Here is a 16059-nt window from a genome sequence, read left to right on the forward strand (position 1 = left end):
CTTTTAGCGCTTAAAGCGACGCATCTGTACAAGTTTGATGACTACAGCGACAAAGATTACTAACCATGGTGAAACGGCGCCGCCACCTGAACCTGAGCGTGTTGATGAAACACTCGGTCTAGTTTGGCTCTGGTTAGCTTGATCTTGAGATTGATCGACAAACATTGGCTGTTGAGTATCTACACGATTCTGCTGAGCGGTAATCGTTTGTTGTGCTCGGTTTTCACGAGCGGTCTGTTCTTTTTCAACGCGTTTTAGATTAGAGCGCTCAATATTAATCGCTTTGAATACTTCGTCTCTAACAACGATCATAGATGTGTAGTCAGTTACCAAGCCATATTCCACAGCGGTATCAACAATCGCTTGCTCAGCATCTTTGTCAGAGCCTAGGTAGTCCATCTCTGCTTGTAGCTCTTCAATGGCTGCATATGCCCATAAACGCTCCAATTCAGGGTTGTCAGTTGCAACGTCAGGTAGATTAAAGCTGGTCTTGTAGGTTTTCTTTTCACCGTTGATTGTGCCGGTCAGCTTCACTTCTGTCTTGCCTGGTTTGTAATAGTGTCCAAATAGAGTCAGTTGTTGACCATGGTAAAGGGTATTAGCAAGGCGCGGTTTCACCAGTTCTTTGCTTCTTACACCATCAATCTCGATCTGAATGTCTCGCATAGAAGCATGAGCCATCTTGCCTTTGGCTATCTGGAGCTGACCACTAATATCGTCAGAGTTTGAAATCTGTAGAGCAAAGCCATTGGATACGCGTGTCATCTCTTCTAAAAGAGGACGGTTAGCGCTGTTACCCATAATAAAAGTAAATAGGCGGGCATCATGCTGCTCTAGTAGATCTAGGAATTTACTCTTTTCGGTTGTCCCTACATTGGCAACGCCATCAGTAACAAGAACTACTGCAGTACTTCTATCCGAATCAAGTTGATTAATGCCGGTCTTTAGCCCTGCATATAGATTTGTACCGCTGCTTGGTTGTACCTGATCTAGACGTTGTAATGTGTCTTTGATTGTTTGTTGATCAGCAGGTAGGTAGCCCTGAGTGAAACTCTGCGCTTGATTGTTAAACAATACGATCTTAAAACGATCATTAGGGTTTAACTGTGTTAGGCCGCTTCGAATACCTTCAATCAGGGATGAGAATTTGCCGTGCATAGAGCCGGAGATATCAAGTACAAACACCCAATCTCGACCTTGAGTCATTACAGGGAGGTCATTACCCGGTGTTAACGTCAGCTTATAAGTGCCTTTGCTTGAATTGACTTCTTTGTAAGCCAGCATATCTACGCTTGCGGGTAGATTTTCAGCATGACGCCAGTAAAGCAAAATATCTTTATCTAGAGTCGTCACACTGCTATTGATAGGAGTTTCTGAGATTTGAGTTTCATACTGTACGGACAATTCTGCTTGCTCCAGATCTAGCTGCTGTTGCGTCAGGTGGTTAGCTGAATTGATCAAACTAGCTTGCCATTCGTAGGCATTAAGTTGTTGGAAGGATGCATTAGGGTGTTTAGGCATTCTTAAACCATCAACGGGATAACTGGTTCTTAGCTTCACATCAAAAGAGAATTTCTCATCTACCGTTTCGTTGCGATCCCAAAAGCTCAGTTTTTGCTCATCAACGCCACCATCTTCAAGAGGGTATACGTATCGACCAATTCCAGTATCGGTCTGGGTATTTTGGAGATAGACCAACTTGATTTTGACTTCTTGATTAGCCTTTACTGGAAAGACAGAGATATCAAACGTTTTGTATTGGTCTTTCTCTACGATGGCAGTTTCATTTCCCTTTTGTTTTTCCTGCTCGTAGATCTGTCGGGCACGCTGTTTCTCTACGACTTCACCTGTAACAGGTTGGCCATCAATCCAATAGCTAAATTCACCTACAGCCGCTTTATCTGGAACTGGGAAGGAGTAAATAGCTTCTAGATCATTCGCGTTAGGGTTATGAAAAACCTGCTCAACTGTTGTGGTTGCGTACATATCTTCAATCACAACATCGACATGATGTTCTTTGATTTTTAGCTCTTCATACCCTGCATTGCTCGGTTTTAATAGTCCTGCAGCATTACTGTAAGGGCTCAGCAAAAGAGCGCTGCCTAATGCTATTGCTGAGAATAGGCTGCTGCGTTTTAGGTTAGGATTTGAGTGTTTCATCGCTTGTTCCTCATCTATTGATGGGAGCAAGATTGTGATGTTTAGGCGCTTGTTAAAATGAAATTGAAATAGGTTTTAAATTAAACAGCTATAAGTATCAAAATATAATACCAAGCTGTTTTATGAACTGGCCTGATGATTGCTTACAAATAAATCTAAAAATAGATTCCTTGTTTTAATGGATTAACATAGGCGCAGTTAAATATGTATATCTCCAGTAGTTATCAGTCTTCTAGCTTAATAGACACAAATCCGAATGACTCCGGACAACGTGCCGCTTTGGCAAACTCTGGCCGATCAACCTCTGTAAGCGGCAATACAGTGTTCTTAACGGAAGAAGCAAAACAGCTAAGCGAATCTGAGTCTGTTTATACTCTCAGTACAGCAAAAGGTGACAAAGAGTACGATCTAGACACTTACTTCCAAGCGAAGCCTGCCCATGAAGGGGATATCTTCGATATTGAGGGCCTGTTGTTGCCAAATGAGCAGAACGTAAGCGCGTTACAGAATCACCTTTCAAAGGTATTTCCTGACTTCTTATCCCGTCACAACATTCCAGAAGCACCTGAATCGATAAACTATGACGGTAAAGGGCAGATAGTTTTTCCAGTTGATTACCCTTATGCTGATCAGCTTAAACAAGCCTTGAAAGAAGAACCAGCTATCGCTAAAGAGCTAAGTACAATAAATGCTTTAGCATCACACCTTGCGGCTTTCAAAGAGCTTGAGCCATTCCGACAAGAGATGGATAAAGCCAATTCACAAGCTGAGATAGAAGCCATTATCGACAAATACAGTTATCTGCTAGGTGATAACCGACAGTACTCGTCAGTTGAACTCTCTTTCTCAGAAGAAGGGAAGCTAACGGTAATCAGTGAAGGCAGTGCTTTGGTTTAACTTGGTAGGCAAATACCAAGCAAGACTATTACTATTTAGAGATCTTTTTAAATAGCGAGTATTGCCATTGGCGGATGGCTAGCACCATGGTCGTACCACTTTTTTTCTGTTGCGGCGCCGAGTGATCTTCTTGCATTAATTCGTTAAATTCTGCTGCGAGACGCTCCATTTTCTTTTGCAGACGTGCGTTGGAGCTATCGGTCAGGATGGCATTAGTCACGATCAGCTTTTCATTGGCTTTATCAAAACGTGAGCTAAAGAAGTCTTGTTCGACCTTTTCTTGGAAAAACTGCTGAATTGGGCCATTAGGTAGCCAATGGAAATTAGGAGCAACTAGGAGTTTTACACGATTCCCAGGCAGTAGATCGATAATCTTAAGGCGATCCAACTTAGCAAGCTTTTGAATGCATTCTGTTTCTGGAATGTCATAAGCATTGAGTATGTCAGAGAACGTCATTCCACTGATTACGCTGACCGTGATCAACAATAAAATTAGATCATTAGCGATCTCTTTTTCTTGATCTCTGGTCAATTGAGTCAGTTGGCACTGATCTTTACTCATCTTCTGTACAAGCTCAGATAGCTCGATATTAAGCATGTCGCAGATAGCTTCTAGCCGAGTGAGGGTAAAGTTTTTTTCAGCAAAAAGTCGCTTTACAGACGCTTCACTTAAATCAAGAATTTCGGCGACATCTAGGTATGTTTTACCCTGAGCTTTAAGTTCTCGTTTGAGTGTATCTATCAGTGGTCCAACTTGCGCCATAATCTATTCCTTAAGTTATGCTCGCAGCGATATTAACCGAAACGCTTTATATATTCACGATAATCAATTGGTTATTACCGTTCTTAAACACTAACTCTTGTCTAAACTATTTAGTGAATCACATACTAAAATTTTAGTTTGGAGTAATTGGATGAGATTAGGCTGCTTTATATGCTATTTGTTAATTATCTGTAGTTCTACCTATGTAGAATCTCAAGTCTCGTCTCATACTACTCAGTTTCTTAGCCATAACCTTAAAAAGTCAGTTTTTAGAGATTTCTCTGGGGAGTTGAGAGGGATAGAACATGCGGGTCGAAGGGCTTTTAATCTTGAATTGGTTAGAGCTATGTCGGATTTACGCAAAAAGCCTTTTAATCCAGTAGAAGTACCGTTTTTGAGAGGGGTGGATCTTGTAAAGCAAGGACCTAACTATGCAATCTTCAATATTAGTCGGAATGAAGATCGAGAAAACAAATTTAAATGGGTTGGCCCATTATAATCAGACAGCGTTCAGTTCTTTAAAAATACCCGCTATACAAAGCAACTTACTTCTTATCTTGAATTTACCGAAGAGGTCAGAGTTTGTGTGCTACGGGGCAGTAGGCACGAGAGAATCCTAAAAGCTGAGACTCCTGTGTTGATCTTAGTGGCTAATAGCTACAACAGTTGTTTTAGGCTCCTTGCTGAAGGGCGAGTCGATTACACACCTGTTTCACTGCACGAAGTATCTAATGTTTTCAAAACCAGCGGCGTTTCAGAAAAAATCATCAAAAAGACGCCAATCGTTTTATATCAAAGTGAAGGCTATATCGCTTTTTCAAAGCAGACTCCTGATGAAGAGATCGTGGCATGGCAGAGTGTATTAGACCGACTAAAAAAAGATGGAGAATACGATAGATTGGCAAATCAGTATTTATACCCCAGAGAATAACGTATACATCCTTCATTATTCTGTTGTAGTTTACTTGCCTCAGTTAATTACATGATTCTTACGTCGTGTAGTACAAGATCTATTCTTAGGGTTCTTTTTATGTCAAAAACAGTCGTTATTACAGGTGCTAGCCGCGGTATAGGTTTGTCTTTTGCCGCGTTATACAAATCTAAGGGGTATAAGGTTTTTGCCACTTGCCGTACCTGTTCTCCTGAGCTGAAACAGTTGGGTGTTGAAGTCATTGATGCTGTAGATGTTGCAAAGAATGATGGTTTAGAGAAGTTAAAAACGGCTTTAAAGGGCATCAAAATTGATCTGCTGATTAACAATGCAGGTATTTTGCGTAATGAGATTCTTGGTAATTTGAATATCGAAACTATTCGCGATCAATTTGAAACGAATGCATTAGCGCCTCTCTTGGTAACGGAGACGTTGCTAGATAATTTAGCTGATTCAGCAAAAGTAGCCCTCATCACAAGTCGTATGGGATCTATCACTGATAATACTAGCGGTGGGCGATACGGTTATCGCATGTCGAAAGCAGCACTGAATATCGCAGGTATGTCCTTAGCACGAGATCTCCAGCCTCGGGGTGTTGCTGTTGCGATCTTACACCCTGGACTAGTTGGAACAGAAATGATTGGTGGAGTAGGTGATATAACACCGGATCAGGCAGCGGAAAGACTTTCTCTGCGAATTGAAGAACTTAATCTAGAAAATACAGGTACGTTCTGGCATTCAAACGGTGAAGTCTTACCTTGGTAAGTAAAAGCTAGTTATTTAATATCTGGTGCTTTTCGAGTAGCCGATATAAAGATGAACGTGAAGTCTCTAATATAGATGCGGCAACGGTAACGTTATTGTTAGCATGCCTTAACTGTACTAGCTCAGACCTGATCTGACAGTTACCCGTTCTTTCCAGTGCTACTGTCAGATTAGATTTGGGCTAAATTCTTTTCAGCCCAAATCTGTTTTCCATCAAGCAATGTTTCCAGTGGCGTTCTGCCACAGCACATTTTCCCCTGATGAGTTCGTTCATTGTTGTAATAATCCAGCCATTCGTCCAGATCTTTTTGCAGTTCTTCCAGTGAAGCATAGAGCTTTTTACGGAACGTAACCTGATAAAACTCGTTCAATATCGTTTTATGGAAGCGCTCACAGATACCGTTAGTCTGTGGGTGTCTCGCTTTGGTTTTCGTGTGATCAATATCGTTGATGGCGAGATATAGCTGGTAATCGTGCTGCTCAACCTTGCCACAGTATTCCGTGCCTCGATCAGTCAGGATACGCAGCATAGGCAGCTCCTGAGCCTCAAAGAATGGTAATACACGATCATTCAATACATCGGCTGAGGTAATTGGGGTTTTCGTCGTGTAGAGCTTAGCGAACGCTACCTTGCTGTACGTATCAACAAAGGTTTGCTGATATATCCTGCCAACCCCTTTTAGATTACCCACGTAGAACGTGTCCTGAGAACCCAGATAGCCAGGATGATGCGTTTCTATTTCACCGCAGGCTTCGTCATCTTGTTTCTTCTTCTCAAGCGCAGCAACTTGGTCATCCGTCAGAATGATACCTTCACTCGCAACCTTTGCTTCCAGAGCCGAAAGGCGCTTTTTAAAGTTTTCTAAGTTATGACGTAGCCAGATGGAACGAACACCACTGCCCGATACAAACACGCCAGCTTTACGCAGTTCGTTACTGGTTCGGGCTTGGCCATGAGCGGGGAAAGCTATCGCGTGTTCAATGACGGCGTTCTCAATCTGCTCATCTACACGGTTTTTGACATTGGGCGTTCTGCGAGATCGGTTGATCAGTGAATCAACACCGCCTTCCTCAACAAGTTCCTGATAGCGATAAAACGTATCACGGGAGACACCCATTACTTTGCAGGCTTTTGAGACGTTTCCAAGTTCTTCCGCAAGGTTGAGTAAGCCTGCTTTGTGTTTAATGATGGGATTGCTAGTATGCAACATGAGAGTTACCTTTGTTTTGATTTAAGATTTCAGCACCTTTATCAAAACGGGTAACTCTCTCTTTCTCAAGAAGATATGTCAGATTAGGTCGAGACTAATTCACCTTAACGCATTTAGAATAGCAGCTTTTTCTGCTCTGCTTTTGGCTTCTTCTAAAGGCATAAGGCGGCGTTCATCTTCTCTTCTATCTAGCCCCATATTTTTAGCTGTAATAATCATACTGTCAGACATAATTGCTGCATTACATACACGATTAATTAATTCCCGTATGTTACCTGACCAGTGATTTTGGCCCATCAACTTCAGAGCAGCTGAACTAAATTTCTTTTTCTTTAAGTCATTTTCTTTGGTATATCGATCTAAATAATAATTCGCTATTCGCTGTATATCTTCTGAACCTCTGGATTGAAGGTTAGGTACATCTAGAGGTAGTACATTTAGACGGTAATATAAATCTTCTCTAAATCGTCCTTCTTTAACAGCCTCTTCAAGATTGACATGCGTGGCTGCAATGACCCGAGCATTGGCATGAATTGTTATGGTGCTTCCTAGGCGCTCTATGGTTTTAGTCTCAAGAAAACGCAACAAAATAACTTGCATTGGTAAGACCCCAAAATTCTAGACACTTTCTAGTTTCTAAAAAACTGCCTTTCAGCTTCCGCTGGTGACAGCCCATCATTAGTACCATGATTTCTTCGAGGGTTATAGAAACCTTCTATGTAATCAAATATCTCAGCTCTAGCCTCATCGCGTGTTCTGTAAATCTTCCGTTGAACTCGATCCTTTTTGAGTAACGAAAAAAACGACTCCGCAACAGCATTGTCATGGCAATTACCACGACGACTCATACTGGCTTCCAGATTATGATCCTTAAGGAACCTACGCCAGTCACCTGAGGTATATTGAACCCCTTGATCTGAATGAACAAGAACCTTTGTTGTTGGTCTTCGACCCCAAATAGCCATCAGTAACGCATCGATAACGAGGTCTGTTTTGGGTGAGCTTTTCATCGTCCAACCGATGACTTTACGTGAGAACAGATCAATCACTACCGTGAGATATAACCAACCTTCGTAGGTTCTAATGTATGTGAAATCAGTTACCCACACTTGATCAGGCTGAGTGACCTCGAATGCTCGATTAAGGATATTTTCGGCAGCAGGGTGTCGTTTTCCTCCTTTGAAACCAGGGTGACGGCGATAACCACGGACAGCCGACAAACCTTCGCTACGCATAATACGATGCACTCTGTTCTTTCCGCATAGCTCACCATCTCGTTTTAAATCGATAGTGATATTGCGGTAACCATACACACAGCCGCTTTCAAGCCAAAACTGTTTAATCTTTACTGCTAAGCGTTGGTCTTCGCGTGCTCGAGGGCTAAAAGGTTGCTTCAACCATGCGTAAAAGCCGCTGCGATGGACAGCCAATACACGACACATGACGGCTACACGAAATTTCTTGAGTCGCGACTTTATGAACGTGTACTTTTCTTTGACTCCCCTGCGAAGTACACCGCGGCTTCCTTTAAAATGTCACGCTCTTCAGTGACGCGGCGTAATTCAGCTTTGAGTTTTTTGATCTCAGCGGACTGGGCATCATCCGCTTGTCGGCAGCTATCGGGCTGGCTGTATTTTTGCACCCAAGCGTAAAGGCTTTTATAAGTTACACCGAGTCGCTCAGCGACATCAGTAATCGTATAGCCCTTATCCGTGACCTGCTTAACCGCTTGGATTTTGAATTCTTCTGGGTAACGTTTTCCGCGCATCGTACACCTCATTATTTTCGTCGATTATATATCTATGAGGTGTCTAGAGAACTGGGGGCTTACCAAATCTTACCTGATGAAAGTGCTACCCAGTTGAAGCCACATCGTATTGCTATCAACGTGATATATAAGCAGATGCGCGAGAAATCGGGTTTAGGCATCGATGATGAAGATGTACTTGATGTAGTGAGGAATCAGGTTAACGAACTGCTGGACGAATCTATTGAAACCATCAATATAAACAGCAATTTACCTGAGCCTATTAATATTGCAGGTATCGATTTTGATGCGTTAGCAGAGATGGTTTCTCGCATTACCAGCCCGAAACAGTCTGATGCAGAACGCCTGAAAAACATCAATGAACTAAAGCTTCAGCCAATGATTATGCGTAACCGTACACGACAGGATTTGCCGCAGAAGTTCCTGGATATGATTGAAGAGAACAATCTTGGCGCTTACAACGCTGATGAACTGTTCAGACGTCTTGAAGAGTTTATCCGAGAGCTTAACGAAGAAGACAAACGCACGGTTAAAGAAGACCTTACAGAAGAAGAGTTGGCTATCTTTGATCTACTACTTGAAGACGTAACGCTGTCTGATAAGGAACGCACACAAGTTAAAGCCATCGCTAAGGCTCTGATCAAAAAAATGCAGGACTCACTGGTAATTGATTGGAGAAAGAAACAGCGCACCAAGGCTAAGATCAAAAATCTGATCGAGGAAGTCTTAGATGAGCTTCCAGAAGCTTACGATGATGACCTATGGCGAAAGGCGTGCTCAGAAGTCTTTATGCACGTATACGAGAAATACCCAGGTCAGGGTCAAAGCTTTTACGTCCATTAATCCCCAAATAAGAAAAGAACAGGTGCGCTACGTTGTTCTTTACGACACTTTACCCGCGAAAAAGTATTTTGCAGCGTTCTCCGCACGAAGGGTAATCAGCCCAAAATCAAAAAGTATCAGCCTTAATTTGAAACTAGGTATTTCCAAATAACTGCTCGACAGCCGCAAAGGCATGTACCCCAGTAAGGCTAGGAAGTTTCAGGTGTGGTTGATATCGAGTATCAGTATCAGCCATAAACATCAATAATTCATGACAAAAAGTGGAAGCGTTCAATTCGCGAGCTGCTTTCATAAGTTTGACTTCATAAGGGATAAAGCTAGATCTGCAAGCTTTGCGTTTGCCGGAGACATAGGTCTAGCTACCCGCTGTGCTGCAAATGGTCCCTTTGGTATTAGGGCAGGTTGGTTAGCTACGTTGCGCTTTGTATCACCTCAACCCACGAAAAAGAAATCTCCGAAGCTCTCCGCACGAGATTCACAAAACTGGACAGAAAGTCATCTGAATCTGAAAACAACACTCACGCTTAAGTTCTATTAACAGTAGTGTGGGTTCTGGTTAACTGTGGAATTCTGCTTTCTATAAAATCAAGTAGTTACACAGCTCTATCCAGTTGGTGAAACCAAACTATCCAGTTCGATTTGAAATTCACCTATAAAATCCAGTTTGATTTGAAACTAGCCTAAAAATCAGAAGCTTTTCGCAATATATTTATACCGCTTAACTAATTGATTATATTGAACCTTATTGTAGTATAGACCAGATTTTTATAGGGATTAGGAAAGAGAGTTTTGAACATAACAAGGGTTTTTCATCCAGTGGGGCAAGGCGGATTCTTCACTGAAAAGGTTGCAGGATTTAGGGTTGCTTATGACTGTGGATCTGTAACCTCATTAACTGCATTGCATGATCAAATAGACATGTTCAGTGATGAAATCTTTGATGTTCTTTTTATTTCGCACTTTGATACAGATCACGTGAATGGGTTAGTTTATTTTTTAGAAAACCTCACGGTGAAGAAAGTAATCCTCCCATTAATTCACTATGACGAAAGGATTAGATTAGCAGTGAAGTATCACAGAAGCCGAACATGTAAGTTCATGTCTGACTTTTGTATCGATCCTGCTGGGTTTATTAAGCGTATTTGTAGAGAAGCAGAAAAAGAAATTGAAGTGGTTTTTGTTGCGCCATATGGGGCTGAGCCAAACGATAACGACATAGAAAGAGATCTTGACGGAGCCAATCATCGAGTTATATCTAGTGGGACTTCAGTACCCCTTTCAAATACAGAAATCCCTTGGGTATTTGTTCCTCACAATTTTGATGGTGAGAATCGATCTGAAGAAGCTCTAATCTTATTAGCTGAAGCTGATATTCACATAGGGACACCACAAGAATTTAAGGAGTTATGGGCTGATAAGGAAACTAGGCGCTCAATTGTCAAGGCTTTTAAAGATGTCAAAGGAGATCCCAACACTAATTCTCTAGCTTTATACTCGGGGCCTGAAGATGAAGGGTCTGATCATAGGGTTTGGGATAGTCTGCTGATTCAGAAGAGTAAGTTGCTACCCATTTCTGGGGGGCATTTTCAACCTGGCTGTATCTATCTAGGGGACTATGATTGCCAAGGCCCTTTGAAATGGAAGCAATTGAATGAGGGATTCAGCGTCTATTGGAAATACGTAGGAACGGTTCAGATTCCTCATCATGGATCTAAGCATAATGATAATGAGTCATTATATTCGGATAGCAGGCCCTTTTGTGTAATAGCAAGCGGTGTTGATAATAGGCACAAGCACCCTCACGTTGATACATTGAAAAATATTATTTCAAACCACGGCATCCCATTATGGGTAAATGAAAATGAAGAGTCTGGATGTTTATTCTTTATTCGGATAGCTGACTCACACCAAACATGACCCAAACGGATAAATTAGTAAGGTTTTACAATCATTGATCCTGATTAGAATTAACGATAAATTCAATTACTGACTGTTATTGATGATGTGTATTTAGGTTAGCGGTTGGCGGTATGGGTTCGACTCCCATCCCACTTGCCTTGCTTCTAGTCGCCGTTACCGTGTTGACTGTTTTTGTTTACATCAAGAACCGTATGCTGACAACATTGGAGTCAGGCCATAAACCTGGCAAGGAGGGTGACATTATGGAGAAAGTTATTTTGTACAGTAAGAACGTACTAGCTTCAGTAGCTGAGATTGTTGCGGCACTGGGGGTGAGCTTGTTGGCCTCGGCAGGGCCGTTAACCTAAATGCATGTCCTTAAACTGAGAGAATACTTTTCTATGAAGAATGGACTGATTAGTAATCCATTTCCATAGTGAATTCCCATCGATATAAGTCCCAGCACCTCGCCCACGAGTATATTTAAGGTTTTCATTCTTAACCATCCCTTTGATTACATCAGTATCAAGCTTCAGAATCAGACCAGCTTGGAAGATGGGTACTGGCGACTCGCATATCATTTCTAAATTGGAAATAAGTAAACAGTGCAGTTCGTTTTCAGGAATCCATAGAATAGATAAATCACAATGCTTTTGCTTCGCTCTAAAAGCAGTGATTCTAGAGCTCAGCGCCTCGCATAGAATTTTATGGAAATTGATGTCAAAACGAAATAAGTATTCAGAATGTAGTGATACCTTAACTAAGCCATCTGGCTTGTCAGGGATCTGTTTAATCTTTGATGCTAATTGAACCAAAGTTCTCTGGTCGTACAGCTGATCACGAACTACAGAAGTGCTATTCAGCGGGCTTAATAAGCCATTAGTAACTAATACCTCGGCTGCCCATCCAGGAAGTTCAAGATCCTCACTGACACCCGACGAGTCAGTTTGAAAGCGAACATCCTTGTCATTTGCGGTTAACCTCATGCGTGAGGGTTTCACAACTTCTGCAGCGTTAATGGCACTCAAAGGGAATGCTTCATAAAGGCAGAAGTTGTCGGGTTCATCGCTATCGTGGCTTTTAATTGCCCAATCAAGTTTTAACCCTTTCTGGAAGCATCTGGTCGGATACTGCATGCTGTTTGTACCTAGTTCAGATATTTCGTCCCTTTCTTCCAGGCATTTATTTTGCCAAGACCTGTAATAGTCATTATTAGTGAGCAAGGCGTATGCCGTTCTAATTGATCTATGAAGATTTCGCCTAGATTTCGGCCAATGCTGGATATGATTCAGAAAAGAATCGAATGGCCTTAGAGTTACCAGCATGGCAGTAGTGAAATCATGCAAGGCTGAATCTAACCAGCTAAATCGATGAGAGCTGCTTGTCAGTTCTAACAGTTTATTTGTGAACTCTTGATGATGGTATGGATTGCTTTGTTTTTCAGGAACCCAATCTTTATTGCAACTTGGGCAGCACTTAAAGAGCTTAGAGTGCCATTCAAAATGAAAACCACAGTATGGGCACTTATCCCACAGGAGGTGGTTGTGCTTCTGGCAGTGACTGACAAACAACAATGACCAATGCCAGTGAAACCCTGTTTCTTTCACGCAAATAGGACACAGCCTGGGAAATCGAACTCTTAAATCAACGATTGGTCTGGCATTCTTTGATATCCACGGTTGATTAACGATATATGAAAAGCTCTTTTCTAATTCATAGCTCTCCATTAACAGGCGCGGAGCGAGATCAAACTTTAAGAAATCTAGGTAATTCTGGTTGCTAGTATTAGTTTTAGGGTGAACCCCCAGCTCTCGGAAGAGCTGGGAGGGCTTCTGCTTACCATTCCGCGCTATTACCCTAATCACATAACCTTCCATGCTTTCGCCTATTATCGGGCGAGGACGGACGAGCAGAGGCGCGGGTTTCACTTCTTATCCTTTTTTCGATGGGCCTGAATGATCTCAGCCGCTTTGTAATTAGCATCGAAGGGATTAGGCTTGAGAGCTCTAGCTCGTAGAGCTTTTGTATACCCCCTATGATAATCCGACATAGCAAGCGGAGCTGACAGGTCAGCGTACTGCATCGTTTCAGTCACTATTCTGGCAATTCTCCGTGGTATGCCAGATGAAGCTACAAAGAAACGCTTCAACATTTCAGCTGATGTCAGGCTGATTCCTTCTACAGGAATCACTTGCTCGATTCCTTGCATGTAAGCTTTGAAATGATTTGTCTTTTCTCCTCGCTTAGGAAGCGTAAAGTAATTCAGGTACTGCACAGCATTCAGACGATCTGCTAATTCATCATTACTCAAGAGAACCGCTTTTGATTTCAAGGTTCCTGCTAAAACTAACGGGATTTTTGTGTCATTCATTAATGATTTGAAGAAATCACAAATATCTACGGTGGATCTGCCAGCATTTCGAGGAAGAAGGTGATTAATCTCATCAAATATGATGAGCTCAGTCCCTAATTCCCACATAAGTCTATGCAGTTCAAGAACCAGGTCATCTTCATTGCCAGTTAATTTCTCCGTTCGGCCAAGCAAGAAGAGCATCCTCTTAACTACTTTCTTAGTCGTAGCTTTGGGAGGAATAGGAACATATAAAACCTTATTTTTTTCTGATTCTTTAGTGGCTGAAACAGCATGCTGTTTGCAGTAATACTGAAGAACCGTAGTTTTACCACTTCCTGTATCCCCGAGAATGACTGCTCCCTCAGGCTCAGCCCCACCAATCAGGTAGGTGATTGCCCCAGGAGGCGATGATAACGGCGAGTATGTCAAATGGACCTGCTCAATGATTTGATAAGCCTGTTTGAACCAAGGATGCCTGATTACCTTTGATTCAAACTCTTCTGTTTGAGGCTTTCTTGAGACACTTTTACTTGTCATCGATATCTACCCCATCAAATTCATCATCCTCATAGCCATATTGATCTAAGGCATCATCAGAATCCTCATCGTCGTTTGAGAATTCAAAAGAAGGAGGCAGGTCTAACTCGATATCACCTTTGATAATCGTAGCTTGATCAGTGATTGCTTTCGTATTCAATTCCCGAGTGACTTTGTTCTCTTGATGCTGCCTAAAGCCTTCCTCACGTAAATCTCTTGCATCAGCAATGATCGGATGATTGAAGCTAAAGGGAATTTCTGCCCCAAGAACCTCTTCTTCTATAGGATCAAAAATATAGTTTTTGTATGGTTTGCCGTTGTATTTAGCGTTGAGCTTTATCGGCTTACCACCAAATGGGTTCTTTACCCAGGCATGACCAGGCTCGAGAGGTGTGTATATACACTCAACTACGGGGTTCTTATCTCCTTTGTCTGTCAGCATATCAAAGAGGCTCTTTAAGGCCTTAGAGTTGAAAAATGTATTGTTAATCTGAATACCCAAATGGGCTTGAATAGTACGCGGAATTGGATCGATATTTCTTCTCACCAATCGCCCTATATCGGGTACTTTCAATACAGTGGTGGACTTGTTGATGGACTTTTCCCATTTCTTCTGAGGGGATAGCCCCATTAGCCCTTTGTGCGGAGCTTGGTGATAACGGGTTACAAGATAGTTTGCCAGTAATGATTCAAATTCTCTTAGAGTAAGACTGGCGTGCTTATGAATCGGAAGGTCAAACTGCTTTCCATCAGTCCTTTTTCCCATATAACCAGGAATAACGGATAGAAATTGTGTCCTAAGTGTTGAGAAAAAGCGTTCTACGTAAGGTTTCCTATATCCCGATCCTGGTTCAGTAATTTGCTGATCTCCACCTGCTGAAGTAATCAGACCGCCAATTACATGTGATGCATATGGCCCACCTCCATCAGTGACATATACTTCTCCTGTACCTCTCATCGGCCAAAAATACTTTCCACCATCAAATGACATGTTGGGTTTAGGCTGAAGAGAGTGAACTATGCTCTGAGTGATACCAAACTTGGTTTCTCCAGTTTTTTTCTTCTCTCCATGATACTTTGACACTTGAACATGGGTTCCGAGAATCGCTCTGGAATGGCAGTCCATAACTACATAAATAATTATCTGTGTAACTATTTTCTCGTTTTCGACCTTTAAACCAACATTGACATGCACCGCATCCATTTCAATTCGTTCAAGCACATGGTTAGTAATTAAACCTCTCTCAACTATTCTGGAATCAGTTCTAGAAACGTTTTTGCCTTCTCGGGCTCTAATCACATCTGTGCGAGGTAGCTTCTTAATACGATCATAGAATGTAGATCGTGAGAAAAATTTCAGACCAATGTATTCAGGCTTTTTGGATTCGTCGGAATAAGCTAACCAGCATTCTTTCTTCGAAGCCCCGTTTATCTTCAGATACATATCATCGATGATGGCATCGAACAGTTCATAAGCTTTATCCGAGCATCGCTGTGGGCAAACTGGAACTTTGCGATCAATGTTTCCATATTCGAGGTAGTTTTTGGCCGCTCTAAGCAAAGTAGAACTGGAAGGAGGTTGAGAGTCACAAAGCTCAACTGCCACTTGCCTGATTACGTCTTCTGCAATTTTTCGAGAACCTTTTGAACCACGTTTCAAGAAATGGAAGACATACTGGAGCAATATATCTTGAGCTAACTGGTCTTTGTCAGACAGCTTTTTTGTTGGCTTGAATTCATCAGCTAACTCATGGACATATACCAACTTACCCCTGGCATAAGCTAAATTTAGATGCTCTGCAGGTACAGTATAGGGTTCCTTTTTATTATTCCCTTGAGGAAAAACTGTTACATATCCATTGATTTCAGGGGTCAACAAAATGTCTTTTTCGTTGAGGCGTGCTTTTATCAAATGTGTTTGTGTATTCATAA

The 16059-nt window shown here is 41.9% G+C and carries 17 protein-coding genes and 1 pseudogene; 8 read left to right on the forward strand and 10 right to left on the reverse strand.

What is annotated here, in order from left to right; translation table 11 throughout:
- Window positions 1–3 precede the first annotated feature (3 nt).
- Complete coding sequence (locus ACMXYO_RS08570) at window positions 4–2160, reverse strand: VIT and vWA domain-containing protein (RefSeq protein ID WP_415884713.1); 2157 nt, start codon at window positions 2158–2160, stop codon at window positions 4–6.
- Window positions 2161–2364: 204 nt separating this feature from the next.
- Here ACMXYO_RS08570 and ACMXYO_RS08575 point away from each other — a divergent pair, with 204 nt between their 5' ends.
- Window positions 2365–3057, forward strand: coding sequence for a hypothetical protein (locus tag ACMXYO_RS08575; RefSeq protein ID WP_415884714.1), 693 nt, complete (start codon window positions 2365–2367; stop codon window positions 3055–3057).
- A 31-nt stretch (window positions 3058–3088) separates the two neighbouring features.
- On the opposite strand, the gene ACMXYO_RS08580 is transcribed toward ACMXYO_RS08575, so the two are convergent.
- Window positions 3089–3820 carry a helix-turn-helix domain-containing protein gene (locus ACMXYO_RS08580; RefSeq protein ID WP_415884715.1) on the reverse strand — a complete coding sequence of 244 codons (732 nt, stop codon included), beginning with the start codon at window positions 3818–3820 and terminating at the stop codon, window positions 3089–3091.
- Window positions 3821–4166: 346 nt separating this feature from the next.
- Between ACMXYO_RS08580 and ACMXYO_RS08585 the strand changes: the two genes are divergently transcribed.
- The 3 genes from ACMXYO_RS08585 (at window position 4167) to ACMXYO_RS08595 (ending at window position 5516) form a co-directional block, all read left to right on the forward strand.
- Window positions 4167–4319 carry a hypothetical protein gene (locus tag ACMXYO_RS08585; protein WP_415884716.1) on the forward strand — a complete coding sequence of 51 codons (153 nt, stop codon included), beginning with the start codon at window positions 4167–4169 and terminating at the stop codon, window positions 4317–4319.
- A gap of 135 nt (window positions 4320–4454) precedes the next feature.
- The gene (locus ACMXYO_RS08590; protein WP_415884717.1) at window positions 4455–4751 is read left to right on the forward strand and encodes a hypothetical protein; all 297 of its coding nucleotides are present in this window, start codon (window positions 4455–4457) and stop codon (window positions 4749–4751) included.
- A 99-nt stretch (window positions 4752–4850) separates the two neighbouring features.
- Window positions 4851–5516 carry an SDR family oxidoreductase gene (locus ACMXYO_RS08595; protein WP_415884718.1) on the forward strand — a complete coding sequence of 222 codons (666 nt, stop codon included), beginning with the start codon at window positions 4851–4853 and terminating at the stop codon, window positions 5514–5516.
- 170 nt (window positions 5517–5686) lie between these two features.
- On the opposite strand, the gene ACMXYO_RS08600 is transcribed toward ACMXYO_RS08595, so the two are convergent.
- The 3 genes from ACMXYO_RS08600 to ACMXYO_RS08610 all read right to left on the reverse strand — a co-directional run bounded on the left by ACMXYO_RS08600 (window position 5687) and on the right by ACMXYO_RS08610 (window position 8495).
- Window positions 5687–6727 carry an IS481 family transposase gene (locus ACMXYO_RS08600; RefSeq protein ID WP_415884719.1) on the reverse strand — a complete coding sequence of 347 codons (1041 nt, stop codon included), beginning with the start codon at window positions 6725–6727 and terminating at the stop codon, window positions 5687–5689.
- 99 nt (window positions 6728–6826) lie between these two features.
- A complete protein-coding gene (locus ACMXYO_RS08605) occupies window positions 6827–7327 on the reverse strand; it encodes a sigma 54-interacting transcriptional regulator (RefSeq protein ID WP_415884720.1) in 501 nt (166 codons plus the stop codon).
- A 29-nt stretch (window positions 7328–7356) separates the two neighbouring features.
- Window positions 7357–8495, reverse strand: a protein-coding gene (locus ACMXYO_RS08610; RefSeq protein WP_415884722.1) for an IS3 family transposase whose coding sequence is annotated in 2 segments (ribosomal slippage) — window positions 7357–8258 and window positions 8258–8495 — 1140 coding nt in all. Because the reading frame shifts where the segments join, the coding sequence is not laid out codon by codon here.
- 39 nt (window positions 8496–8534) lie between these two features.
- On the opposite strand from ACMXYO_RS08610, the gene ACMXYO_RS08615 reads away from it, so the two are divergent.
- Complete coding sequence (locus tag ACMXYO_RS08615) at window positions 8535–9338, forward strand: type I restriction enzyme endonuclease domain-containing protein (RefSeq protein ID WP_415884723.1); 804 nt, start codon at window positions 8535–8537, stop codon at window positions 9336–9338.
- Window positions 9339–9471: 133 nt separating this feature from the next.
- On the opposite strand, the gene ACMXYO_RS08620 is transcribed toward ACMXYO_RS08615, so the two are convergent.
- Complete coding sequence (locus ACMXYO_RS08620; protein ID WP_415884725.1) at window positions 9472–9630, reverse strand: hypothetical protein; 159 nt, start codon at window positions 9628–9630, stop codon at window positions 9472–9474.
- Window positions 9631–10127: 497 nt separating this feature from the next.
- On the opposite strand from ACMXYO_RS08620, the gene ACMXYO_RS08625 reads away from it, so the two are divergent.
- Window positions 10128–11255, forward strand: coding sequence for a hypothetical protein (locus tag ACMXYO_RS08625; protein WP_415884726.1), 1128 nt, complete (start codon window positions 10128–10130; stop codon window positions 11253–11255).
- A gap of 113 nt (window positions 11256–11368) precedes the next feature.
- Window positions 11369–11605, forward strand: coding sequence for a hypothetical protein (locus tag ACMXYO_RS08630; protein WP_415884728.1), 237 nt, complete (start codon window positions 11369–11371; stop codon window positions 11603–11605).
- Here the strand turns inward: ACMXYO_RS08630 and ACMXYO_RS08635 are convergent.
- Window positions 11597–12373 carry a hypothetical protein gene (locus ACMXYO_RS08635; RefSeq protein ID WP_415888124.1) on the reverse strand — a complete coding sequence of 259 codons (777 nt, stop codon included), beginning with the start codon at window positions 12371–12373 and terminating at the stop codon, window positions 11597–11599. The two genes, ACMXYO_RS08630 and ACMXYO_RS08635, sit on opposite strands and share 9 nt — an antisense overlap.
- 279 nt (window positions 12374–12652) lie before the next feature.
- Between ACMXYO_RS08635 and ACMXYO_RS08640 the strand changes: the two genes are divergently transcribed.
- A complete protein-coding gene (locus ACMXYO_RS08640; protein ID WP_415888125.1) occupies window positions 12653–12814 on the forward strand; it encodes a hypothetical protein in 162 nt (53 codons plus the stop codon).
- Between the two features lie 15 nt (window positions 12815–12829).
- Here ACMXYO_RS08640 and ACMXYO_RS08645 read toward each other — a convergent pair.
- From ACMXYO_RS08645 to ACMXYO_RS08655, 3 genes and pseudogenes are all read right to left on the reverse strand, one after another.
- A pseudogene (locus tag ACMXYO_RS08645) lies at window positions 12830–13114 on the reverse strand (hypothetical protein); the annotation flags it as partial.
- Window positions 13115–13161: 47 nt separating this feature from the next.
- Window positions 13162–14127: a TniB family NTP-binding protein gene (locus tag ACMXYO_RS08650; protein ID WP_415884729.1), complete on the reverse strand. Its 966-nt coding sequence runs from the start codon at window positions 14125–14127 to the stop codon at window positions 13162–13164.
- Entirely contained in the window at window positions 14117–16057 is a 1941-nt protein-coding gene (locus ACMXYO_RS08655; RefSeq protein WP_415884730.1) for a hypothetical protein, read from the reverse strand. The genes ACMXYO_RS08650 and ACMXYO_RS08655 overlap by 11 nt, the downstream gene beginning before the upstream one ends.
- Between the last annotated feature and the right edge of the window lie 2 nt (window positions 16058–16059).

It is taken from the genome of Neptuniibacter sp. QD37_6, from assembly GCF_047778085.1.
Taxonomy (GTDB): domain Bacteria; phylum Pseudomonadota; class Gammaproteobacteria; order Pseudomonadales; family Balneatricaceae; genus Neptuniibacter.